This is a genomic window from Burkholderia sp. RF4-BP95, from assembly GCF_001521985.1.
Lineage (GTDB): Bacteria > Pseudomonadota > Gammaproteobacteria > Burkholderiales > Burkholderiaceae > Burkholderia > Burkholderia diffusa.
The window spans coordinates 354,487-375,630 of sequence record NZ_LOSX01000018.1 but is presented as its reverse complement, the minus strand read 5'-3'; the positions used below and the strand labels follow the sequence as shown (position 1 = coordinate 375,630).

Sequence of the window (21,144 nt, the reverse complement as noted above, 5' to 3'; positions counted from 1 at the left end):
CGGGCGGCCGCAATTGGACATTCCCCGGCAATCGCTACGCTCGGCGGAGCGCCCGGTCGTCGCGTGGCTCACACCGCGACGCGTCATCCTGTACAGCACGCTGATGCTGGCGTTGTCCGCGCTGTTCGTCGCGATCTGGATATCCGTCGTGCGTCATGCGCACGGCAGCGTCCTGTCGCGCGCCGGCGCCGACTTCTCGGTGTTCTGGTCAGCGTCGTACGTCATGCTGCACGGCTCGCCCTCGCAGGCATACGATTTCTCGGCATTCTCGCGGCTGACGGCCGAACTGTTCCCGAATCTTCGTCGCGACGCCTTCGCCCCGTGGCTGTACCCGCCCACGTATCTGCTGCTCGTAACGCCGCTGGCGCTGCTTCCGTTCGCGCTCGGTTATCCGCTGTTCGTCGCGTTCGGCGTCGCCGTGCTCGGCCTCGCCGCGTGGCGCGTGGCGCGTCTCGGCGCGATTCCCGGCGCATGGCGCGCCGGCATCGTTGCGCTGCCCGTCGCGCCGTGCGTGTTCGTCACCGGGGCGCTCGGGCAAAACGCGTTCCTGACCGCATCGTGCGCGGCGCTGGCCGTCCACTGGGCCGAGCGGCGGCCGATGTGGGCGGGCCTTTGCATCGGACTGCTGTCCGTCAAGCCGCAGATGGCGCTGCTGTTCCCGTTCGTGCTGGTGGCGACACGCGCATGGCACACGATCGCGTGGGCTGCGCTCGCCACCGGCACGTTCGTCGCGCTGGGCGTCCTGGTCTGCGGCATCGAGTCGTTGCGCCTGTTCGCCGCCGGCACGGACCTCGTACGCTCGATCGTCCTCGAACACGGCGTCGTGTTCTGGCTCGCGTCGCCGACGCCGTTCGCGGCGTTCCGCCTCTCGGGCGTGCCGCTCGGCGCCGCGTATGCGGCACATGCGGGTATTGCCGCGATCGCGATCGCGGCCGCCTGCATTGCCTGGACGCAGTCGCGCGATACCCGCGTGCGCGCCGCCGTGCTGACGGTCGCGACGCTCGTGGCCACCCCGTACCTGTGGCACTACGAACTCACATGGCTCGCCATCGCGATCGCCTGCATGCTGTCGATCGGCTGGCGCGACGGCTGGCTGCGCGGCGAACAGACCGCGATCGCGCTGATGTGGGCACTGCCGATCGTCGAATACCTGAACCCATGGCTCCAGTGGCCGCAGATCGGCCCGGCCGTGACGCTCTTCGCGCTGCTCGTGCTGCTGCGCCGCGCGCGCCACGACGCTCACAGCGCGAGCCGCGGCGGCACGTATACGCCGTAGTACGGCCCGACGCCCGTCGCGACGCCGGTCATCTTCACGCCGGCGACGAAGTGCCCCTGGATGTACTTGTACGTCCCGCCGAGCGACACGTCGATGTGGAACGCCGCGAACGCGACGATCGGCACGTAGGTGCTGCTCGCCGTCTGCGTGACGACCGGCAGCACGACCGTCGTGCCGACCGGCACCGACGTGTAGAGCGTGGCCTTCACGCCGGTCGCGAGATAGATGCTGTCGCCGATGTTGAGCGTCGTCGGGTTGCCGGTCACCATCAGGCCGCCCATCGTCGTCGTGTCGGTCGCGGTCGACTGGAACGACGTCCACTGGCCGCCCATGCACAGCGCGCCGTAGGTCTGGCCGTTCGTGATCGAGAATTCGTACGGCAGGCCGGTCAATGGATTGATCAGCGGCTGGTTGGTCGCCGCGTTCCAGTACTGGTTGTACACGCACTGGTCGATCGCGATCGGAAAGAGCCCGCCCGCCGCGACTCCGCCAGGCGCGGCGAGCACCGCGATCGCGGTCGCGCTGCCGGACGCGCCGGGAATGCCGAGCAGCCCGCCGAGCAGCAGCGGAATCGACCCGCCGTTCACGCCCGGCGCGCGCGACACGGTCACCTGCACTGCAGGCACATCGTAAGAGCCGGGCGTGATGGTGGTCGGCTGCATCGACGCGGGGCTGCGCGTCACGTTCCAGTAGCCGGTCGTCACCGTGCCGGTCGCCAGCGGTGCGCCTGCCGCCGCGTTCTGCGCGATCACGCCGTTCGCCGCGGGCGCGGCCTGCGACCAGTTCAGCGCGCCGCCGGTCGGCGACATCATCGCGTCGGCCCCTGCGAGCGCAGCCGCGTCGGCGGCGTTCTGCAGCTGGTTGCGCACCGTGGCCACCCACGCGATGTCGATCGCCAGCGCGCCGAACGACAGCAGCGGAATCAGGAACATCAGGAAGAACAGCGCGACGGAACCGCGCTCGCGCACGGCGCCGATCCCTGGCGCGTCGGCGGCGTCATTCATAGAGCATCACCGAGCTGGCCGAGATCGTCACCGGGCCGGTCAGCGCGCTGAATGCCGAACCCAGCACCAGCCCCGAATACGTGTACGTCACCGTGACCGTCAGCGCGGTGCCCGCCGTCGTGCCGTTCGCCTGCGTCACGGTCACGGTCGGTGTCGTCGCGGCGCCGCCGGTGATCAGGCTGTTCTGCATGTAGCTCGATGCGACGCTGGCGATCTGCGTCGTGGTCAGCATCGGCACGCGCAACACGACGCCGGCGCGCGCGGCCTCGCGGCTCGCGTTCGTGATGACGGCCTTGTCGCATAGCAGCAGGCTGGTGTCGATGATACCGATCAGCACCATCAACAGGAACGGCAGCATCAGCACGAATTCGAGCGACACGACGCCGCGCGCGCGGCGCGCGCCCATCGCCCCGCGTGTCATTTTTCGGCCTCCGCGGCGGGCGGCACGGCACGCGGCTCGAGCGCGGCGCCCGTCGACGGCCGCGCCGCGGCGGACGCCGGGCGCGACGCGAGCTGCGCGCGCACCGCCTGGTAGACGCGCAGATTGTCAGCCACCGCCGACGCGGGCAGATCCGCGGACAGCAACTTCTTCGCCGAATCGGTGTTGCCGAGCACGCCATACGCGAACGCGAGATTCTGGCGCGCCTGCCACGGCGCGTCGGGCAGCCCGGCCACGTCGAGCAATACGTTCACGCCCTCGCGTGGCCGGTTGCCCAGCACGAGCGACAGCCCGAGGTCGACACGCAGCCCCTGCGCATCCGGATGCGCGCGCAGCGCATCCCGGTACACGGCCTGCGCGTCCTCGTGACGGCCCTGCAGATCGAGCACCGTGCCGAGCCCTTCGGCCGCGAGCGGAAGATTCGGCTGCGCGGCGAGCAGGTCGCGGTAGCGCCGTGCGGCCTCGTCGAGCCGACGCTGCCGCAACGCAACCCGCGCAAGCCCGATCTGCGGCCCGAGTTCGGCGGGCGCCTGCTGCCGTGCCTGCTCATAAAGAATTCGCGCGCGCTCCAGATCGCCCGCGCGGTAGTTGACGTCGCCGAGCCCGAGCCGCGCCGGGAGCGAATCGGGATGCCGGGCAAGCACCTTCTCGTACAGCGTCGATGCGAGATCGACGTTGCCGCCGGCCAGCGCGCTGTCGGCAATGCGCAATTCGGCCTGCGGATCGTCGCTCTTGTGCGACAGCGCCGGCCGCGTCTGGATACCCGGCGCGCAGCCGCCGGCCAGCACCGGCAACACGGCCGCGAACGCGAGCGCACGGAGGACGGATCGTGTCATTTGAATACCTCGAGCAGGCGGATCGCCGCCGGGCCCGCCGCGATCAGGCCGACCGTCGGCAGGATGAACAGCATCATCGGCAGCGTGATCTTCGGCGCGAGCTTCGCGGCCTGTTCCTCGAGCGCGACGATCTGCTCGGTCCGCTCGCTGCGCGATAGCGTCCGCAGCGCCTGCGTGATCGGCGTGCCGAATCGCTGCGATTGCGTGAGCGTCGTGGCAAGCGAACGCGCCGACGCGAAGTCGACGCGTATCGAAAAGTGCGCAAGGGCTTCGGCCACGTTGCCGCTCAGCGTCAGCTCGTCCGCGCACACCTTCAGCTCGTCGGCGAGCGGCGGGCAGATCCGCTCGAGTTCGCGCGCGACACGCCGCACGCCCGATGCGAGGCTGTTGCCGGCCATCGTGCAGATCACGAGCAGGTCGAGCGCATCCGGAAAGCACGCGGAGATGATGCGCCGACGCCGCCGGATCATCGCGCCGAGCACGTATTCAGGCACGATCACGCCGATCACGAACGCGGCGACCATCGCCAGCGCGCGGATCACGAAGTATTCGCCGAAGCGCGGAATGTACGGGCTGAACACGATCGCGACGCCCGCGAACAGCACGCCGCAACTCAGCTTGATGCCGATCATCGACGACACCGCACGCCGCTCGCGAAAACCCGCGCGCGTGAGCTGCAGCCCGAGCTTCGCGCGCTGCATCGGGTCGAGCACGGGCAGCCGCTCGCCGAGCTGCGCGAGCCGCCGCGTCAGGTCCTGACGCACCTCGCCCGGCTGCAGCCGCCCCGACGCCAGCGACAGCGGGCGCTGCCCGGCCGCCTGCTGCACTCGCTCCGCGATCCGCCGGCGCGTGCCGCCGCCGGGCGGCGCGAGCGCCGCCGCGACGCACGCGAGCAGCAACAACAGTTCGAGGCCGCGGGCGGCCAGCATCGACATCGTCATCGCGCGGTATCCAGTTTCGAGATCTTGCGGATCATAAGCAGTCCGATTGTCAGCAGCGCCGCGGCGATCGTCAGCATCACGCGTCCGGGATGCGTGTCGAACAGCAGCATCACGTATGCGCGGTTCACGAGAAACAGCGCACCGATCATCACGAACGGCACCGCCGAAATGATCTTCGTCGTGATCCGCCCTTCGGCGGTCAACGCGCGCGTCTTCAGGCGGATGTCGCGGCGCGTGCGAATGATGCTCGACAGCTCGTCGAGCGTCTCGCCGAGGCTGCCGCCCGTCTCGCGCTGCAGCAGCAGGTAGACGGTGAAGAACGAGAAGTCCGCGATCATCAGCCGGTCCGCCGCGAGCGTCAGCACGTCCTTCAGATCCGCGCCGACGCGCAGGCTGTCGCCCATCGTGCGAAACGTCGAGCGCACCGGCTCCGCCGCGCTGTCGCCCACCGTGCTGATCGCCTGCGTGACCGGAATGCCCGCGCGCACCGCCCGCACGATCAGGTCGATCGCGTCCGGGAACGCTTCGAGAAAGCGCAGCCGGAACCGCTCGACCAGCGCGCGGTAACTGGCGCGCATCGCCACGAGCGGCAACCCGACGTAGATCAGCGGATGAAGTACGCTCGGCAGCGCGACGAGCTCCACCACGGCGATCGCGGCGATCGCGCCGGCGAGCGTGCCGGCGACGACGATCCGCATCCCGCGTTCGCCGCCGACCGCGCGCACGCGCGTCACGTAACGCTGCAGCCACGCGCGCGCGCGGCTTTGCCGGCGCGGCAGGTTGAACAGCGCGATGCCGGGCGTCGCGGCCGCACCGGCCTCCCGGCCCGCCAGCGACGGCGCAAGGTGCCGCATCCGCGCGCGAATCCGCTGCTCCGGCGTGTGGCGCGCACGATCGAGCAGCGCGGACAGCGCGAGGCCCACCGCGAGGATCACGACGAATGCGCCGAGCGCGAACAGGTCCGCGGCATTCATTGCCGGAATACCTCGGACAGCGCGTCCTCGACGCCGTAATACGCGGCGCGCGGCGCGAACGCCGGCCGCAGCGACGACGCCTCGAACACGCCCTTCACCACGTCCCGCGTCGTGTCGCCTTCCTGGCGGAACGCGAAGAGATCCTGCGTGATCACCACCTCGCCCTCCATCCCGACGATCTCGGTGATCCGGGTCACGCGGCGCACGCCGTCGCGCATTCGCTCGACTTGCACGAACAGGTGCACGGCGCTCGCGATCTGGCGCCGGATCGACAGCAGCTGCAGGTTCGCGTTCGCCATCATGACCATGCTTTCGAGCCGGCTGATCGCGTCGCGCGGCGAGTTCGCATGGATCGTCGTCATCGAGCCGTCGTGCCCCGTATTCATCGCCTGCAGCACGTCGAACGCCTCCGCGCCGCGGATTTCGCCGAGGATGATGCGGTCGGGCCGCATCCGCAGCGCATTGCGCACGAGGTCGCGCTGCGAAATCCCGCCGAGCCCTTCCGTATTCTCCGGCCGCGTCTCGAGACTCACGACGTGCGGCTGCAGCAGTTGCAGCTCGGCCGCGTCCTCGATCGTCACGATTCGTTCGTGCTCCTCGATATGTTGCGACAGCGCGTTGAGCAGCGTCGTCTTGCCCGAACCCGTACCGCCCGAGATCACGATATTCAGCCGGCACGCGCACGCGATCTTCAGCACCTGAAGCATCCCGTGCGAGATGTTGCCCTGATGCGCCATGCGCGCGAGCGTGATGTCGCGCTTCGCGAACTTGCGGATGGAGATCGACGCGCCGCGCATCGCGATCGGCGGCAGGACCACGTTCACGCGGCTGCCGTCGGCGAGACGCGCGTCGACCATCGGGCTGCTTTCGTCGACGCGACGCCCCACCGCCGCCGCGATCCGCTGCGCGACGCTCGTCACGTGCGCGTTGTCGCGAAACTTCAGCGGCGTGAGTTCGAGCCGGCCCGCGCGCTCGACGTACACCTGATCGGGACCATTCACGAGAATGTCGGAGACGGTGTCGTCGGCGAGCAGCGGCTCGATCGGCCCGACGCCGAACATGTCGTTCAGGATCGCATCGACGATCAGCACCTGCTCGCCCGTCGTGATCTTCAGACGTTCGCGCTCGACGGTGTGCGCGGCCACCTGTTCGATGCCCGCACGCACTTCGTCGCGCGTCTTCATCAGCGCCGCCGACATGTTCATCGACGAAAACACCGCGGTGCGAATCGCATCGAACTTGCCGGAGCGAATGAGCGCCTCCTGGGTATCGGCCGACGCCAGCGCGCGCGCGGACGCGGACGCGGGCGCCGGGCTCACGGCCGGACCCGCGCCGGGGCCCGGCCCGTGCCCGCCGTCGCGCGGCGCGGCGGGCGCCCCTGCGGGCGCGGGGTCCGGCGTCGACTGCTTGCGGGTACCGAACGTCACGATCCCTTCCTCCATTTGACGAAGCGCGCGTACCACGGCTCGGCGACGGCCATCGATTCGCCGGTGATGCCGTTCGCGAGCAGCCGGATCTCGTCCAGGAAACCGTGACGTTTCGCGCGCTCGATCGGTTCGCCGAGGTTCTCGGCGACCGCGAGCGGCTGCGGCTCGTGCGGCAGCTCGCGCAGCCTCACGCCGCCGAATGCGTCCTCGAAGTCGGTCTGCGCGACGCGCCCCTTGACCGGTTCGAGCGGGTTGTTCAGCATCATCGACAGCAGCCGCTCGCCGGGCAACTCCTTCACGAAGCGCGCAAGCCGCGCGGCTTCGTATGCGGCGTGCACCGAACGGTCGGCGACGATATAGACGAGATCGGACACCGCCAGCGCGTCCTCGAACAGCTTGCCGACGCGGGTGCCCACGTCGAACAGCACGTAGTGGAAGCGGTCCTTGAGCATGTCGACGAGCAACGCGACCGCATCGTCGCGCAACGACGCTTCCTCGCCGTACGCCAGTTCGGCCGACAGCACGTGCAGGCGGTCGCCCTTCGTGACGAACATGCGGTCGAACAACGCGTCGTCGGGGCGCTGCTCCATGTTCAGCAATTCGATCAGCCCGTTGTTGCTCGACAGCCCGAACATCGAGTTCGCGCCGCCGCCATGCAGGTTGAGGTCAACGTACGCGACGCGGCGGCGCTTCTCGCCCGCCAGGCAGCGCGCGAGACTCACCGCGATCGTGGTCGTGCCCACCCCGCCGCGCGCGCCGACGAAAGCGACGATCTTGCCGGTGCGCGCCTGCACGACCGATTCCGTCGCGGTCAGCGCGCGCCGCATCAACTCGACGGTCAGCGGCTTCACGATGTAGTCCTGCACGCCGATGCCGAGCAGGTTGCGGAACAGCCCGACGTCGTTCTGCGTGCCGATCGCGATGACCCTCACCGACGGGTCGCACACGTCGGCGAGCCGCATCAGGTCCGATACCGGCAGCACCGAATCCGACACGTCGACGATCAGCTGGCGCGGCGAGCGTTCATGCTGCTGCAACAGCCGGATCGCGTCGTCGCAGTTGCCCGGCTGCACATGGGCGCGCGTGATCGACAGATCCTGCGCGACGCGCCGGATCACGTCCTCGCTGCCGGCGTCTGACACGACCGCGACGAGGTCCGCCGCTCCGGCTGCGGCGGCGTGCTTGGCATTCTGGCGGTCGAGGACGTTCATGGGCGGCATCGCGCTTCGCATCGGGAGTGGGTCAATGGCCGGGCGAGCCGGTCGTCGTCAACGTCTTGCCGGGTGCGGGCTGCTTCACGCGATCCTCGACGTAGCGGCGCACGGCGTCGGCCGCGACTTGCGCGTCCGCGCCGCCATACGGCACGGGCGCGACGAGATCCTCCGGGCGCGCGAGCATCGTCGCGAGATTCGTGTAGGTCGCGCAGCCGAACGGCACGCCGGGCCGCCCGAACCCGGCATCGACGAGATGCGACGGCTGCATCAGCTTCGCGCAGTCGGGCGGTACCGCGTGCACGCCGTCGAAGCCGATCGCGCGCGCATCGGGCAGGTTGATCGGCGGCGGCGCCGACAGGCAACCCGCCAGCGCCGGCGGCAACAGGACGGAGACGATGGTTCGAATTCGCATGCGCTCCTCCGGTCAGTACACGAAGCCCGCGGCGCCGACGAGGCGCGGCGTGTCGCCCGACAGCATGTCGATCCCGAGATTGCGCTGGATCGCGAACTCGAGGTCGCTGCTCGGCCGCGCGACGGTGTCGAGCGCCTGCTCGAGCTGGCCGGGGCCGGTCGGCTGCACGATGTACGGCGTCACGATCACGACGACCTCGGTCTTGTTGTCCTGGAAGTTCTTCGACGAAAACAGCCGGCCGATGATCGGCAGCCGGCCGAGCCCCGGGATCTGCGACACGGTATCGGCCGTCTGGCTCTGCAGCAGGCCGCCGATCGCGAAGCTCTGCCCGCTCGACAGCTCGACCGTCGTCTCGACGCGCCGCACCGAAAGCCCCGGCACCGTGACGCCGCCGGTCGTCACGCTGTTGCTCGAATCGACCTCGCTCACCTCCGGCCGCACCTTCAGGCTGATCCGGTTGTCGGCGAGCACGGTCGGCGTGAAGTCGAGCGACACGCCGAACGGCTTGAACTCGACCGTGATCGCGCCGGTCGTGGTGCCGGCCTGCGCGACCGGAATCGGAATTTCGCCGCCGGCGAGGAAGCTCGCGGTCTGCCCGGACATCGCTGTGAGATTCGGCTCCGCGAGCATCGTGATCAGGCCTTCCTGGTCGAGCGCATCGAGCACGACGTCGATCGACCAGCGCCCCGCGTGGAAACCGCCGAGTATCGAGTACGCGCCGGTCGGCGACAGATTGAACAGCTTGGTCGTCGGATCGAACAGCGTGCGTCCGTTGAACAGCCCGCCGACGAAATTGCCGGCCGCGCCGAGCGAGCTCCAATTGATGCCGAGCTGCTGCGTGACGTTGCGGCTCACCTCGGTCACGCGCACGCGCAGGTTCACCTGGATCGGGCGCGACAGCGTGAGCCGGTTGACGATCTTTTCCTTGTCGTTGAGATACGGCGTGAGCGACTGCATCACGGCGTCCGCGTCGGCTGCGCTCGGCACCTTGCCCGACACCATCAGCGAGCCCGGCGCGCCGGACACCGACAGCTTCAATTGCGGAAAGCGGCTGTCGAGCACCGCCTGCAGCGACGCGGTATCGACCTGCACGATCACCGTCCGGCGCAGGATCGGCCGATGGTTCGCGCCGAGCGCGATCAGCGTGGTGGTGCCCGCCTTCTTCCCGAACACGAACACGGTGCGCGGCGACGGCACCTGGATGTCCGCGATGCTCGGGTCCGCGACGAACATCGCGGTCGCGGGTTCGGACAGCGACAGCATCTCGCCCTTGCCGGTCGCGATCGACAACGCCGCGCCGGCGTCCGCCGCCTGCGCGCGCGGCGCGAGCACGACGCCCGGCGCGACGATGCAGGCCAGGCACCAGAAAGCGATCCAACGAACCATGCGCACCATGCGTCTTCCCGTCAAATGCCGGCCGCCGGGCGGCCGGCCCGAATCGTCATGCCGTCACTGCGGCACGGCCGCGCGCGGCGCTTGCGCCGTCGCGTCCGCGGCGACGTTGCCGCCCGCGGGCGCAGCCGGCGCAACCGGCATGCCTGGCGTGCCTGGCATAGCCGGCCACCCGGACGGCAGCGGCGGCAAGCCCGGCGTGCCGATGCCGCCGCCGCGCGACCCGTCGTCGACCGACGAGCCGCGATAGATCACGACCGTGTTGCCCTGCACCGCCGGCCGCGTGCCGCCGTCCGTTCTCCCGGACGGCGCCCGCGCCGCGTCACGGGCCGCGCGCGACACGTCGCCGGCCCACACCGGCGGCGTATCGGGCTCCTGTTCGCCGCCGCCCGCCGCCTGGCGGCGATCGCTCGTCGCGAAGCTGCGCAACGCCAGCGACAGCGAGCCGAGGCGCGTCGCGACGAGCACGACCTGGGCGGTGCGCGGCGCGACCTCGAGCGTGACCGTGCGCGCGCGGACCGGCGCGTCCGGCGCGCTCGCGGGTGTCTTCGCACGCTGGAATTCCGAGCCGACCGCGAGCACGCGCGCGCGCCGCACGACCGTCTCCGCTTCGAACGTGCCGGGCGTCGTCGCGGACCCGCCGATCTCCTGCGTGAGCACCACGTCGACGAAGTCGCCCGGCTGGATCAGCCCCGCGTTGCCCGACACGTCGTCGACCGGCACCGAGATCGCGCGCATGCCGGGCTGCAGCGCGGCCGCGAGAAAATCCGGCGCGCCGGCCGCAATCACGTTGTCCGCGCGGATCGGCGCACCGGCGTCGACACGATTGCGCAGCAGCGCGCCCTTCAGGTCCGCGCCCGGTTGCGACTCGACGAACGCACCGGCCGGCACCTGCGTGCGCGGCATGCGCTTCCACGCGAGATCGTTGTCGCGCAGCAGCAGCCCTTCGGGCAGGTCCGCCGCCGCGACGCGCACGCTCACCTCGGCCGCCTCGCCGGGCGCGGAAGGCGTCGACGCGGAGACGTACAGCTGACGCAGGATGAAGGCGCCGATCGCGGCAGCGATGATCAGCACGGCCATTCTCAGGGGTTTGGGCATGGCGGCGTGCGTCCCCCGGCTAGGCAAGCGAAACCGCGTGAGGAAACGGCGCCCAGACGGCCAGCATGCCGCCGAGCGCGAGCGCGATGCCGTACGGCACGCCTCGCGGCGCGATCGCACGTGCCGGCGCGGTGTGACGCCGCCATGCAACGGCCGCGAGCGCGGCGACGCCGTACAGGGCGCCGCTCGCGGCGACGAGCGTCAGCACCGGGAACGCGAGCGTCGGGCCGGCCCACAGGAACACCGCCGCCGCCAGCTTCACGTCGCCGCCGCCCACCCAGCCCGCGTGACGCAAGCCGGCGAACAGCAGCAGCATCGCCGCGGCGGTCGCCACGTGACCAGCGAGTTGCGCGAGCCCGTCGCGCGCGAGTGCCGCCGCGATCAAATACAGCATCGCGAACGCCAGCACGGCGCGATTGGACAAGCGCCGCTCGCGCAGGTCCTGGGTCGCGAGCGACACCAGCACGAGCGTCGCCGCCGACTGTGCGAGAAAGAGCATCGGAGAGCCGTCCGTCGGCGCGCCCCGGCTGGATACGTCGTACCGCTGCGGATCCGTGTGTCCGCCGACGGCGCGCGGGTTCAGGAGATCAGATCAACGCCGTGACCTTGTTGATCAGCGCGGTGAACACGGCCGGCAAGCCGCCGGACGTGCTGCTGAGAATCACCCCGACCGCCGCCAGCGCGACCACGACGATACCGGCCAGAACCGCATATTCGAGCGAGCTGACACCACGTTCATCGCGCAGCAAGGTCTTGACGTATTGCAGCATGACAACCTCCGTGTGGCGGGGTCGGTGATCGACCGTTGAATGTAATGACGCGGTGTTGCACGGGGTGGTGCGCACGGCGTTCGCTCATTCTTGACCCATGCGGCGGCCCCGGCATCGGACCGTGCGCATTCCCCGGAATCCATTCGATCGCTGCAACGCGTGGCGTGCGGCGACGGCATTCCCCGCTACATTCGCGCGTTTGTGGCGAGCCGCATTGACACGATGCGGATTACGCCAATTCGTCTAGGGTATAGACAATTTTTTGGGCGAATTCAAATGATTTGGCGTCGGAATGCATTTATGCGCGGAGCGCTTCAGCGATGAAATACGCGCACGTCATTTACCGCTTTTCCATCGAGGCGCGGCAGGCCGGTCATGGCTCGAAGTAAGAATGTTAATGCCCGGCCGCATCATTGCCGCCAGCGTTCAATTCGATGGTTTTTTATTCAGTTTTTCGATATGCCGCGCGCTTCGCATTGACGAATTCAGAACACACTCTCGCGTGCGTTGCCCGGCAATCCTTTCGTGCATGCCAGCGCGATCCGGAAAATATTGCACGCCGTCGATTGGCTGCGGGATCGGTGCTCGGCGCTCGGCGCTCGCGCGATTCGACATTTTCAATTGGCGCCACGCGTGATTTGCCAACCGGAAACGCGGCGATAAGCATAGTTCAAATCGTTGCTTGTCCCGCGCCGGCGGCGTCCTCCAGAATGGTTCGACGCCCTCCGGCCCGATTTCCACTCCTCGCCATCCGACGCGCCATGATCGACCGATTCCCGTCTCCCCTGCGCCTGCTGCGATCGTTGCTGATCGCGTCCCTCGTCGCGTTCCCCGCGGTCGCCGCGCACGCCGACAAGCCCGCCACCATCCGCATCGGCGTCGCCCAGCAGGGCGCCGGCGATCCGCCGACCTTCGGCGGGTCGAGCGCGGCCACCGCGCAATTGCAGCAACTGGTCGAAAAGGAGTTCGCGACCGACGGCATCAAGGTGCAGTGGCTGTTCTTCAAGGGCGCCGGCCCGGCCGTCAACGAGGCGATCGCCAACAAGGCGCTCGACTTTGCCTACCAGGGCGACCTGCCGGCGGTGCTCGCACGCTCGAACGGAATCAGGACGCGCCTGCTGCTCGCCGCGAGCGTGCGCTCGGGCGTGAAGATCGCGGTGCCGCCGGACTCCGCGATCCGCTCGATCGCCGACCTGAAGGACCGCCGCGTGTCGATCTTCCGCGGCACGAACCTGCAGCTCGTCGCCGACAATGCGCTCGCGAAGAACGGCCTCGGCGAACGCGACCTGCGCGTGATCAACCTCGATTCGGCGAGTTCGCTCGCCGCGCTCGCGTCGAAGGGTATCGACGCATCGGTCGGCGACTATCAGTTGTACAAACTGCGCGACGCGGGCCTTGCGAAGATCATCTACGAATCGCAGAACGACGGCCCGCAGTTTACGCGTCAGACCCACCTGCTCGTGCTCGACGACTTCGAGCGCGCGCATCCGGACATCGTGCAGCGTGTCGTCGACGCGCTGGTCAAGGGCGCGCAATGGTCGTCCGATGAAGCGAACCGCGACGCGTTGTTCAAGCTGTGGGCGAAAAGCGGCGTGCCTTATACGTCGTGGCAGGCCGACTTTGCGAACCAGCGCCTGAAGGACCGCCTGTCGCCGCTGATCGATCCGTTCCTCGTCGCGCGCTACAAGGCCGTCGCGCAGGACGCGCTGAAGCTGAAACTGATCCGCCAGCCGGTCGACGTCGACGGCTGGTTCGAACCGAAGTATCTCGACAACGCGTTGCGCGCGCAGCACCTCGAGCACTACTGGCCGCGCTACGACGCGTCCGGCAAGCCCCTCTCCTGACCCGGACCGGCCCCGATGAGCGACACCGCGATCCCGATTCCGTCGTCCGACCCGCCTGCGCTCGCGGCGCAGTCCCGCGCGGCGGCCGTGAAGCGCGTGGCGTGGCGGCTCGCGCCGTGGGCGCTGCCCGCACTGCTGTTCGCGCTGTGGACGGTCGGCAGCGCGCGCGGCTGGATCGCGCCGCAGATCCTGCCGCCGCCCGAACAGGTCGCCGACTCGCTCGCGGAACTCGCCGCCAGCGGCGATCTCGCGCGCCATACGCTGATCAGCCTGCAGCGCGTGCTGGTCGGCTTCGCGGCCGGCACGCTGCTCGGTTTCGCGACCGGTGCGGCGCTCGGCCTGTCGCGCACGCTGGAAGCCTACGTGCTACCCGGCTTCAACGCGCTCGTGCAGATTCCCGTGCTCGGCTGGCTGCCGTTCCTGCTGCTGCTCGTCGGCGTCGGCGAGCCGCTGAAGTACCTGCTGATCGCGCATGCGGCACTCGTCCCCGTGACGATGAGCACGCTGCAGGGTTTCCGCCAGACGCCGCCTGCGCTCGATGAAGTCGCGCGCGTGTTCGGCTATACGCGCCGCCAGCGCATCGCCCACGTCGTGCTGCCCGCCGCGATCCCGACGCTCGCGACCGGTGTACGACTCGCCTTCACGAAATCCTGGCTCGCGCTCGTCGTCGTCGAACTCGTCGCGTCGTCCGAAGGGCTCGGCTACCTGATCGTGTACGGGCGCCAGCTGTTCCAGCTCGATCTCGTGATGGCGGCGGTGATCGTCGTCGGCGCGGTCGGCCTCGCAATCAACCGGCTGCTCGACGCGCTCGAAGCACGGCTGCGCCGTGGCGTGCCGTCCGCGTTCCGCGGCTGAACCCGATCCAAGGATGCCGCTCATGCCGCCTGCCGCCACGTCGATACCCGACGCCTCGTCGCCCGCCGTCTCGACCGCCCGGCGCTTCCCCGTGCCCGACTGGCGCGGTTTCGTCCTGCCACTCGGCGCGCTCGCGCTCTGGTGGGCCGTCTCGTCCGCGCATCTCGTCAAAAGCGGGCTGCTGGTCGGCCCCACCGACGTGCTGCACACGGCGTGGACCCAGACGACCAGCGGTGCGCTGGCGCGCGCGCTGTCGGCTTCGCTCGCGCGCGAAGCGTGCGGCTTCGCGATCGGCGCGACCGGCGGCCTGCTGCTCGGCGCCGCGCTCGGCCTGTCGCGCATCGCTGCGCGGGTGGTCGGCCCGAGCTTCGACACGTTCAAGCAGATCTCGCTGTTCGCGTGGATTCCGCTGATTTCCGTCTGGTTCGGCCTCGGCGACGCCGCCAAGGTCGTGTTCCTGTCACTCGCCGCGCTTCTGCCGGTCGCCACGCATACGTGCGACGGCATTCATGCGGTGCCGCGCGCGTATGTCGACGTGACCCGCGCGCTGCGCTATTCGCGGCTTCAGCTGGTGCGTTACGTGCTCCTGCCCGCCGCGCTGCCGTCGATCTTCACCGGGCTGTATCTCGGCCTCATCTACTCGTGGCTCGCGACGCTCGGCGCCGAGTACCTGCTCGTCGCGGGCAGCGGGATCGGCAACACGCTGATCGACGGCAGCGAGCAGTTCCGGATGGACCTCGTGCTGTTCGGAATCATCGTCGTCGGCGTGACAGGCTGGGCGCTGAACGCGATCGCGCGTGCGGTCGAACGCAAGGTGCTGGCCCGGCGCGGCGACCTGCGCCGCTGATCGCCCTCCTTCTTCCTGTCGCTTCCTGCTCCGCCATGACGAACCTCGTTTCCGATTCGCTCGATATCCTCCACGTGAGCAAACGCTATGCGCAACGCGGCGCGACGCTCGCCGTGCTCGACGACGTGTCGCTGCACGTGCGTGCCGGCGAATTCGTCACGATCGTCGGCGCGAGCGGCTGCGGCAAGTCGACGTTGCTGCGGCTGATCGCCGGGCTCGACACCGACTACGCGGGCGAAATCCGCGCCGGGGACGAACCCGTGCGCGACACGTCGCTGCAGCGCGGGATCGTGTTCCAGGATCACCGGCTGTTCCCGTGGCTGACGGTCGCGCAGAACGTCGAGGCCGCGCTGCGCAATGCGCCGCTCGACGCTGCGAGCAAGCGACGCGCAGTGGCCGAGCATATCGCGCTCGTCGGGCTGAACGGCTTCGAGCATGCGTACCCGAACCAGCTGTCGGGCGGGATGGCGCAGCGCGTCGCGATCGCACGCGGCCTCGTCAACCGGCCGCGCGTGCTGCTGCTCGACGAGCCGTTCGGCGCACTCGATGCACAGACGCGCGCGCGAATGCAGAACGAGCTGCTACGCATCTGGGAGCAGGAACGCATCACGATGGTGCTCGTCACGCACGACGTCGACGAAGCCGTCTACCTCGGCGATCGCGTCGTCATGATGGCACCGCGCCCCGGGCGCATCGAGCGCATCGTCGACGTCGCGCTGCCGCGGCCGCGCCGACGCGATTCGCCGGAATTCGCGCGGCTGCGCGACACGGTGCTCGCCGATTTCGACGATCGTGCACCGCCGGGTGGCGGCGATGGCGGCGATGGCGGCCGGGCGAAGCGTGTCGATGCGCCCGATGCGCACCGGATCGGCGAATGGCGGCTCGCGTGGTGACACGGTCGCGCCGCATGACCCGACACCGTGCCCGAATTGCTCAGCATGACGACACATATCGATCATCGCGGCGCGCGCTAAGGATGTGACGATTCATCGGTTCCGGTTCCGCGCGGTCCCTGCTTGAATGGAGACTCGACCGATCCGATCCAGGAGACTCCCGATGTCCGAAGTCCAGCACGCCGCTCACCCGTCATCGCATGCTTCGCACGCCGCCGCGCCGCGCACGGCCGCCGTCCCGCTTCAGGTTCGCCAGGTCGCCGGCCGGATCGGCGCCGAGATCGCCGGGGTCCGGCTGTCGGGCACGCTCGACGACGCGACGTTCGACGCAATCCAGGCCGCGCTGCTGCGCCACAAGGTGCTGTTCTTCCGCAACCAGGGCCATCTCGACGACACGGCGCAGGAAGCCTTCGCGCGCCGCTTCGGCGAGATCGTCGCGCATCCGACCGTGCCGTCCGTCGACGGCAGCGCGCACCTGCTCGAACTCGATTCCGCGCACGGCGCGCGCGCCAATTCGTGGCACACCGACGTGACCTTCGTCGACGCGTATCCGAAGGTGTCGATCCTGCGCGCGGTCGTGATCCCGCCGTTCGGCGGCGACACGGTGTGGGCCAACACGGCCGCCGCGTACACGCATCTGCCCGAATCGCTGCGCGCGCTCGCCGACACGCTGTCGGCAGTGCATACGAACGCTTACGACTACGCGTCGACGCACGTGCATGCCGACGACACGCAACTGAAGCGCTACCGCGAAGTGTTCACGTCGACCGTCTACGAAACCGAACACCCGGTCGTGCGCGTGCATCCGGAGACCGGCGAACGCACGCTCGTGCTCGGGCACTTCGTGCAGAAGATCAAGGGGCTGTCGTCGCAGGATTCCGCGCATCTGCTGCAGGTGCTGCACGAACACGTGACGCGCCTCGAGAACACCGTGCGCTGGAACTGGCAGCAAGGCGACGTCGCGATCTGGGACAACCGCGCGACGCAGCACTATGCGATCAACGATTACGGCGATGCGCACCGCGTCGTGCGTCGCGCGACCGTTCACGGCGACGTGCCGGTCGGCGTCGACGGCCGCCGCAGCGTCGTGCTGAAGGGGCCCGGCGCGACGCTGCAATGACGTTCGCCGCGCGCGGCGGCGACTTCGGCCACCGCCGCGCCGGCCACCTTTCCGCATTCCCGCATTCCCGCATTGCCGACCGGAGGATCCGACCATGACGTTCCCGCCACCGGGCCGACGCTTGCATGCGCAACGATGTCGCCGGCCGTCCACCCCGTTCACTTCCGCCAGGAGCGTCGCATGAGCGCCCTACCCGAACCCGCCGCCCAGCCGGTCGACGTGATCCCGCTGTCCGCCCACATCGGCGCGGAGATTCGCGGCATCGACCTCACCCAGCCGTTGACCACGCCGCAGATCGCCGCGATTCGCGCCGCGCTGCTGAAATGGCGCGTGATCTTCTTCCGCGAGCAGTTCCTCACGCACGAGCAGCATGTCGCGTTCTCCGCGCAGTTCGGCGAGCCGACCGTCGGCCATCCGGTGTTCGGGCACGTCGACGGTCACCCGGCCGTCTATTCGATCGCGAAGCATCGCAAGGCGACGCGCTTCGAAGGCGAGCCGGTGCGCCGGCCGTGGACGGGCTGGCACACCGACGTGACGGCCGCGGTCAATCCGCCGTGGGCGTCGATCCTGCGCGGCGTGACGATTCCGCCGTACGGCGGCGACACGCACTGGACCAACCTCGTGCGCGCGTACGAGGCGCTGTCGGCGCCGCTGCGCGGCTTCGTCGACGGCTTGCGCGGCATCCACCGCTTCACGCCGCCGGCCGGTGCGCGCGCGACCGGCGCATTCGATGAAGCCGTCGAGCGCCGACCGCTCGTGACCGAGCATCCGCTGGTGCGCGTGCACCCGGAGACCGGCGAACGTGCGTTGTACGTGAGCCCGAGTTTCCTGAAGTCGACCGTCGGGCTGACGCCGCGCGAAAGCCAGGCGTTGCTCGAACTGCTGTGGGAGCACGTGACGCGGCCGGAATTCACGATCCGCTTCAAGTGGGAGCCACGCAGCATCGCGTTCTGGGACAACCGCGCGACCGCGCATCTCGCGCCGGTCGACATCTTCGATCTCGACTTCGATCGCCAGCTCTATCGCACGACGCTCGTCGGCGACGTGCCGGTCGGCCCCGACGGCCGGCCATCCGTCGCGCTCGAAGGCTCGCCGGTCGAAGCGGCGGCCGCGGTCGCACTGAACTGACCGTCGCGTCGACGGCCGGCGCACGCGCGCCGGCCTGCCTTCCTCAATCCAGCGAGACGCCGTCGAACCGGTGCCCGCCGAGCGGCGAGAACGTCACCCCGTGCACGCGCTTCGAGAGCGGCAGCGACACGATCGATGTCGCGATCGGCGTGAACGGCACCTGACTCTTGAATACGACCTGGGCCTGCTCGTAAAGCGACGTGCGTTTCGCGACGTCCGCGTTCGTGCGCGCCGCATCGACGAGCCGCTCGAAATCCGCGTTGCACCACTTCGCGAGGTTGCTGCCGTGCACGGCGTCGCAGCCGAGCAACGTGCCGAGCCAGTTGTCGGGATCGCCGTTGTCGCCCGACCAGCCGTACAGGATCGCGTCGTGCTGCCCGTCGTGTTTCGCGCGGCGGTTGTACTCGCCCCACTCGTAGCTGACGATCTTCGCGCGCACGCCGATCCTCGCCCAGTCCTGCTGGATCAGTTGCGCCATCAGCTGTGCGTTCGGGTTGTACGGGCGCTGCACCGGCATCGCCCACAACGTCAGGTCGAAACCGTTCGGGAATCCTGCTTGCGCGAGCAGCGCCTTCGCCGCGGCCGGATCGCGCGGCGCGTCCTTCAGGCGCGGGTTGTACGACCATTGCGCGGGCGGCATCGGGTTCGTCGCGATCGTCGCGTCGCCGTTGAACACGGTCTTGATGATCGCCGCCTTGTCGATCGCGATGTCGAGCGCGCGCCGCACGTCGACGCGATCGAGCGGCGGATGCTGCGTGTTGTACGCGACGAAGCCGACGTTGAAGCCCGTCCCCGAAAACAGCGTCAGCTTCGGATCGCGCCGCACCGTCTCGAGATCGGCCGGCCGCGGAAACACCGACACCTGGCACTCGCCGGCCGTGAGCTTCTGCAGGCGCACGGCCGGATCGGGCGTGATCGCGAACACGAGATGCGCGAGCTTCACGTCGTCCGGCTTCCAGTAGTCGGGGTTCGCGTCGTAACGGATCGTCGCGTCCTTCTGGTACGCGCGCAGCTGGAACGGCCCCGTGCCGACCGGGAACTGGTTGATGTCCGCCTCGCGATGGCTCGCCGTCAACTGCGCCGCGTATTCGGCCGACAGGATCGACGCGAACGCCATCGCGAGATTGCGCACGAACACGACGTCGGGCGACTTCAGCACGAAGCGCACCGTGTCGTCGTCGACTTTCTCGATGCGCTCGATGTTGCGGTCGAATCCGAGATCGCTGAAGTACGGGAAGCTGACCGGATAGGCCTTGCGGAACGGATCGTCGGGGTCGAGCATCCGGCGGAACGTGAACACGACGTCGTCCGCCTGGAATGGCCGCGTCGGCTTGAACCGCGCGGTCGTCTGGAACTTCACGCCGCGCCGCAGGTGAAACGTGTAGACGCGCTGGTCGGACGACACGTCCCAGCTCGTCGCGAGCGACGGCGCGAGATCGAGCGTGCCGCGCTTGAACTGCACGAGCCCGTTGTAGATCGTGTACGTGCTCGCGTCGAAATCGGTGCTGGTCGTGTGCTGGCCGGGGTCGAAACCGGCCGGGCTGCCTTCGCTGCAGAACACGAGCGTCTTGCCGGCCGGCGCCGCGAACGCGTGCGTGACCGCGCCGGCGAGCAGCAGCGACGCGGCCATGCCGCGCAGCGCTGCAACGGCAACGGATGCGGGCCGCGCGCGATGCGCCGAGAACGAAACGAATGGAATCTTCATGGTGGCGGTCGAGAAAGGACTTCATGCGAATGACGACCGCCGATCTTCGCGCGCCGCCCGCCGATCGCTTACCAATTAATTCCGCGTTGCTTATCGCGGCGGATGCATCGCGCTGCCGCTGCATGAAAATCTCCGCGCGAGCGTCGGGCATGCAGGCGAATTCCGGCTGCCACGCGCCGCCGCTCCGCGCCATGCGGCGACGCCGTTCGCGCCCCGCCTTCCGGCCCCCTGCAGATTCTCCGGAATTGGCGCATCGTATCGGTTGGTCAACGCCGGCACCGGCGCGCGAGCATTCGCCCGCGCGCACGTTGCGGCGCGGCGCGCCTGCCGGCGCGCTGCCCCTTCCTGGAGGACCCACGATGTCGATCAGCCCCGATACGCCCTCTCGTCCCGTGAAGTCGCCGGGCCCCGATCATCCGATCACGATCGAACCGCATCCGTCCCGCGTGGTGGTCAAGGTGGCCGGCAAGGTCGTCGCCGATACGCGCCACGCGCTGGCGCTGCGCGAGGCCAGCTATCCGGCCGTGCTGTACGTTCCGCGCGAGGACGCCGACATGGCGCTGCTGCAACGCACCGACCATGCGACGTACTGCCCGTACAAGGGCGATTGCGCGTATTACTCGATTCCCGCCGGCGGCAAACGCGCGACCAACGCGGTATGGACGTACGAGCATCCGAACCCGGCCGTCGAATCGATTCGCGCGCACCTCGCGTTTTACCCGGATCGCGTCGACTCGATCGAGGAAAGCCCGCTCGGCACCGATTGAGTGCGGCGGCGCCTGCCGGTCCGTCGTTCACGTATCGTCCGGCAGGTGATTTGCATATGCGGATTCATTGGTTGGCCGCCGATTCGCGCGGCCGTATCGTCGTGCATCCGGCGCGGGCCGGCCGCGCGCAGCTTGCGCATCCGGCTGCGTCCCGTGCCGATCGCGCCGCAAGCGCGCGCGACCCGTGAACCCGCCCGCAGGA

At 69.2% G+C, this 21,144-nt stretch carries 21 protein-coding genes; 8 read left to right on the top strand and 13 right to left on the bottom strand.

Going from position 1 to position 21,144, the window contains the following annotated elements:
- Positions 1–13 precede the first annotated feature (13 nt).
- Complete coding sequence (locus tag WS46_RS06405; RefSeq protein WP_059689814.1) at positions 14–1,276, top strand: glycosyltransferase family 87 protein; 1,263 nt, start codon at positions 14–16, stop codon at positions 1,274–1,276.
- Here WS46_RS06405 and WS46_RS06400 read toward each other — a convergent pair.
- The 12 genes from WS46_RS06400 to WS46_RS06345 form a co-directional block, all read right to left on the bottom strand.
- On the bottom strand, positions 1,240–2,280 hold the full coding sequence (locus WS46_RS06400; RefSeq protein WP_059689812.1) for a TadG family pilus assembly protein: 1,041 nt from the start codon (positions 2,278–2,280) through the stop codon (positions 1,240–1,242). The two genes, WS46_RS06405 and WS46_RS06400, sit on opposite strands and share 37 nt — an antisense overlap.
- Positions 2,273–2,701 carry a TadE/TadG family type IV pilus assembly protein gene (locus tag WS46_RS06395; protein WP_059689811.1) on the bottom strand — a complete coding sequence of 143 codons (429 nt, stop codon included), beginning with the start codon at positions 2,699–2,701 and terminating at the stop codon, positions 2,273–2,275. The genes WS46_RS06400 and WS46_RS06395 overlap by 8 nt, the downstream gene beginning before the upstream one ends.
- The gene (locus WS46_RS06390; protein WP_059524856.1) at positions 2,698–3,555 is read right to left on the bottom strand and encodes a lipopolysaccharide assembly protein LapB; all 858 of its coding nucleotides are present in this window, start codon (positions 3,553–3,555) and stop codon (positions 2,698–2,700) included. The genes WS46_RS06395 and WS46_RS06390 overlap by 4 nt, the downstream gene beginning before the upstream one ends.
- Positions 3,552–4,496: a type II secretion system F family protein gene (locus tag WS46_RS06385; RefSeq protein WP_059689809.1), complete on the bottom strand. Its 945-nt coding sequence runs from the start codon at positions 4,494–4,496 to the stop codon at positions 3,552–3,554. The genes WS46_RS06390 and WS46_RS06385 overlap by 4 nt, the downstream gene beginning before the upstream one ends.
- On the bottom strand, positions 4,493–5,470 hold the full coding sequence (locus WS46_RS06380) for a type II secretion system F family protein (RefSeq protein WP_059689807.1): 978 nt from the start codon (positions 5,468–5,470) through the stop codon (positions 4,493–4,495). The genes WS46_RS06385 and WS46_RS06380 overlap by 4 nt, the downstream gene beginning before the upstream one ends.
- Complete coding sequence (locus WS46_RS06375; RefSeq protein ID WP_373558355.1) at positions 5,467–6,912, bottom strand: CpaF family protein; 1,446 nt, start codon at positions 6,910–6,912, stop codon at positions 5,467–5,469. The genes WS46_RS06380 and WS46_RS06375 overlap by 4 nt, the downstream gene beginning before the upstream one ends.
- Entirely contained in the window at positions 6,894–8,117 is a 1,224-nt protein-coding gene (locus tag WS46_RS06370; protein ID WP_059690198.1) for an AAA family ATPase, read from the bottom strand. The genes WS46_RS06375 and WS46_RS06370 overlap by 19 nt, the downstream gene beginning before the upstream one ends.
- 22 nt (positions 8,118–8,139) lie before the next feature.
- Positions 8,140–8,523 (bottom strand): CpaD family pilus assembly lipoprotein, encoded by a 384-nt coding sequence (locus WS46_RS06365; protein ID WP_059524851.1) that lies wholly within the window; start codon positions 8,521–8,523, stop codon positions 8,140–8,142.
- 12 nt (positions 8,524–8,535) lie between these two features.
- Positions 8,536–9,918 carry a type II and III secretion system protein family protein gene (locus tag WS46_RS06360; protein WP_059689805.1) on the bottom strand — a complete coding sequence of 461 codons (1,383 nt, stop codon included), beginning with the start codon at positions 9,916–9,918 and terminating at the stop codon, positions 8,536–8,538.
- A 54-nt stretch (positions 9,919–9,972) separates the two neighbouring features.
- Positions 9,973–11,013 (bottom strand): Flp pilus assembly protein CpaB, encoded by a 1,041-nt coding sequence (gene cpaB / locus WS46_RS06355; RefSeq protein ID WP_059689803.1) that lies wholly within the window; start codon positions 11,011–11,013, stop codon positions 9,973–9,975.
- 19 nt (positions 11,014–11,032) lie between these two features.
- Positions 11,033–11,512 carry a prepilin peptidase gene (locus tag WS46_RS06350; protein WP_059689800.1) on the bottom strand — a complete coding sequence of 160 codons (480 nt, stop codon included), beginning with the start codon at positions 11,510–11,512 and terminating at the stop codon, positions 11,033–11,035.
- An 88-nt stretch (positions 11,513–11,600) separates the two neighbouring features.
- The gene (locus WS46_RS06345) at positions 11,601–11,783 is read right to left on the bottom strand and encodes a Flp family type IVb pilin (RefSeq protein ID WP_044843866.1); all 183 of its coding nucleotides are present in this window, start codon (positions 11,781–11,783) and stop codon (positions 11,601–11,603) included.
- Between the two features lie 761 nt (positions 11,784–12,544).
- Between WS46_RS06345 and WS46_RS06340 the strand changes: the two genes are divergently transcribed.
- From WS46_RS06340 to WS46_RS06315, 6 genes are all read left to right on the top strand, one after another.
- Positions 12,545–13,627: an ABC transporter substrate-binding protein gene (locus WS46_RS06340; protein ID WP_059689798.1), complete on the top strand. Its 1,083-nt coding sequence runs from the start codon at positions 12,545–12,547 to the stop codon at positions 13,625–13,627.
- A 15-nt stretch (positions 13,628–13,642) separates the two neighbouring features.
- On the top strand, positions 13,643–14,482 hold the full coding sequence (locus tag WS46_RS06335; protein ID WP_059689795.1) for an ABC transporter permease: 840 nt from the start codon (positions 13,643–13,645) through the stop codon (positions 14,480–14,482).
- 22 nt (positions 14,483–14,504) lie between these two features.
- Positions 14,505–15,329, top strand: a complete 825-nt coding sequence (locus WS46_RS06330) for an ABC transporter permease (RefSeq protein ID WP_059690196.1) — start codon at positions 14,505–14,507, stop codon at positions 15,327–15,329.
- 35 nt (positions 15,330–15,364) lie between these two features.
- On the top strand, positions 15,365–16,222 hold the full coding sequence (locus WS46_RS06325; RefSeq protein ID WP_059689792.1) for an ABC transporter ATP-binding protein: 858 nt from the start codon (positions 15,365–15,367) through the stop codon (positions 16,220–16,222).
- A gap of 163 nt (positions 16,223–16,385) precedes the next feature.
- Positions 16,386–17,342 carry a TauD/TfdA family dioxygenase gene (locus WS46_RS06320; RefSeq protein WP_059524839.1) on the top strand — a complete coding sequence of 319 codons (957 nt, stop codon included), beginning with the start codon at positions 16,386–16,388 and terminating at the stop codon, positions 17,340–17,342.
- A gap of 180 nt (positions 17,343–17,522) precedes the next feature.
- Positions 17,523–18,470 (top strand): TauD/TfdA family dioxygenase, encoded by a 948-nt coding sequence (locus tag WS46_RS06315; protein ID WP_059689790.1) that lies wholly within the window; start codon positions 17,523–17,525, stop codon positions 18,468–18,470.
- A 43-nt stretch (positions 18,471–18,513) separates the two neighbouring features.
- On the opposite strand, the gene WS46_RS06310 is transcribed toward WS46_RS06315, so the two are convergent.
- Complete coding sequence (locus tag WS46_RS06310; RefSeq protein WP_082725264.1) at positions 18,514–20,175, bottom strand: ABC transporter substrate-binding protein; 1,662 nt, start codon at positions 20,173–20,175, stop codon at positions 18,514–18,516.
- A gap of 359 nt (positions 20,176–20,534) precedes the next feature.
- Here WS46_RS06310 and WS46_RS06305 point away from each other — a divergent pair, with 359 nt between their 5' ends.
- Positions 20,535–20,942: a DUF427 domain-containing protein gene (locus WS46_RS06305; RefSeq protein WP_059689788.1), complete on the top strand. Its 408-nt coding sequence runs from the start codon at positions 20,535–20,537 to the stop codon at positions 20,940–20,942.
- Positions 20,943–21,144 lie beyond the last annotated feature (202 nt).

Coding starts and splice junctions, on each gene's coding strand:
- WS46_RS06400 (WP_059689812.1), bottom strand. CDS start 2,280: ATGAATGACGCCGCCGACGCGCCAGGGATCGGCGCCGTGCGCGAGCGC.
- WS46_RS06310 (WP_082725264.1), bottom strand. CDS start 20,175: ATGAAGATTCCATTCGTTTCGTTCTCGGCGCATCGCGCGCGGCCCGCA.
- WS46_RS06370 (WP_059690198.1), bottom strand. CDS start 8,117: ATGCCGCCCATGAACGTCCTCGACCGCCAGAATGCCAAGCACGCCGCC.
- cpaB (WP_059689803.1), bottom strand. CDS start 11,013: ATGCCCAAACCCCTGAGAATGGCCGTGCTGATCATCGCTGCCGCGATC.
- WS46_RS06385 (WP_059689809.1), bottom strand. CDS start 4,496: ATGACGATGTCGATGCTGGCCGCCCGCGGCCTCGAACTGTTGTTGCTG.
- WS46_RS06390 (WP_059524856.1), bottom strand. CDS start 3,555: ATGACACGATCCGTCCTCCGTGCGCTCGCGTTCGCGGCCGTGTTGCCG.
- WS46_RS06395 (WP_059689811.1), bottom strand. CDS start 2,701: ATGACACGCGGGGCGATGGGCGCGCGCCGCGCGCGCGGCGTCGTGTCG.
- WS46_RS06340 (WP_059689798.1), top strand. CDS start 12,545: ATGATCGACCGATTCCCGTCTCCCCTGCGCCTGCTGCGATCGTTGCTG.
- WS46_RS06360 (WP_059689805.1), bottom strand. CDS start 9,918: ATGGTGCGCATGGTTCGTTGGATCGCTTTCTGGTGCCTGGCCTGCATC.
- WS46_RS06315 (WP_059689790.1), top strand. CDS start 17,523: ATGAGCGCCCTACCCGAACCCGCCGCCCAGCCGGTCGACGTGATCCCG.
- WS46_RS06380 (WP_059689807.1), bottom strand. CDS start 5,470: ATGAATGCCGCGGACCTGTTCGCGCTCGGCGCATTCGTCGTGATCCTC.
- WS46_RS06330 (WP_059690196.1), top strand. CDS start 14,505: ATGCCGCCTGCCGCCACGTCGATACCCGACGCCTCGTCGCCCGCCGTC.
- WS46_RS06335 (WP_059689795.1), top strand. CDS start 13,643: ATGAGCGACACCGCGATCCCGATTCCGTCGTCCGACCCGCCTGCGCTC.
- WS46_RS06350 (WP_059689800.1), bottom strand. CDS start 11,512: ATGCTCTTTCTCGCACAGTCGGCGGCGACGCTCGTGCTGGTGTCGCTC.
- WS46_RS06320 (WP_059524839.1), top strand. CDS start 16,386: ATGTCCGAAGTCCAGCACGCCGCTCACCCGTCATCGCATGCTTCGCAC.
- WS46_RS06325 (WP_059689792.1), top strand. CDS start 15,365: ATGACGAACCTCGTTTCCGATTCGCTCGATATCCTCCACGTGAGCAAA.
- WS46_RS06305 (WP_059689788.1), top strand. CDS start 20,535: ATGTCGATCAGCCCCGATACGCCCTCTCGTCCCGTGAAGTCGCCGGGC.
- WS46_RS06365 (WP_059524851.1), bottom strand. CDS start 8,523: ATGCGAATTCGAACCATCGTCTCCGTCCTGTTGCCGCCGGCGCTGGCG.
- WS46_RS06345 (WP_044843866.1), bottom strand. CDS start 11,783: ATGCTGCAATACGTCAAGACCTTGCTGCGCGATGAACGTGGTGTCAGC.
- WS46_RS06375 (WP_373558355.1), bottom strand. CDS start 6,912: ATGGAGGAAGGGATCGTGACGTTCGGTACCCGCAAGCAGTCGACGCCG.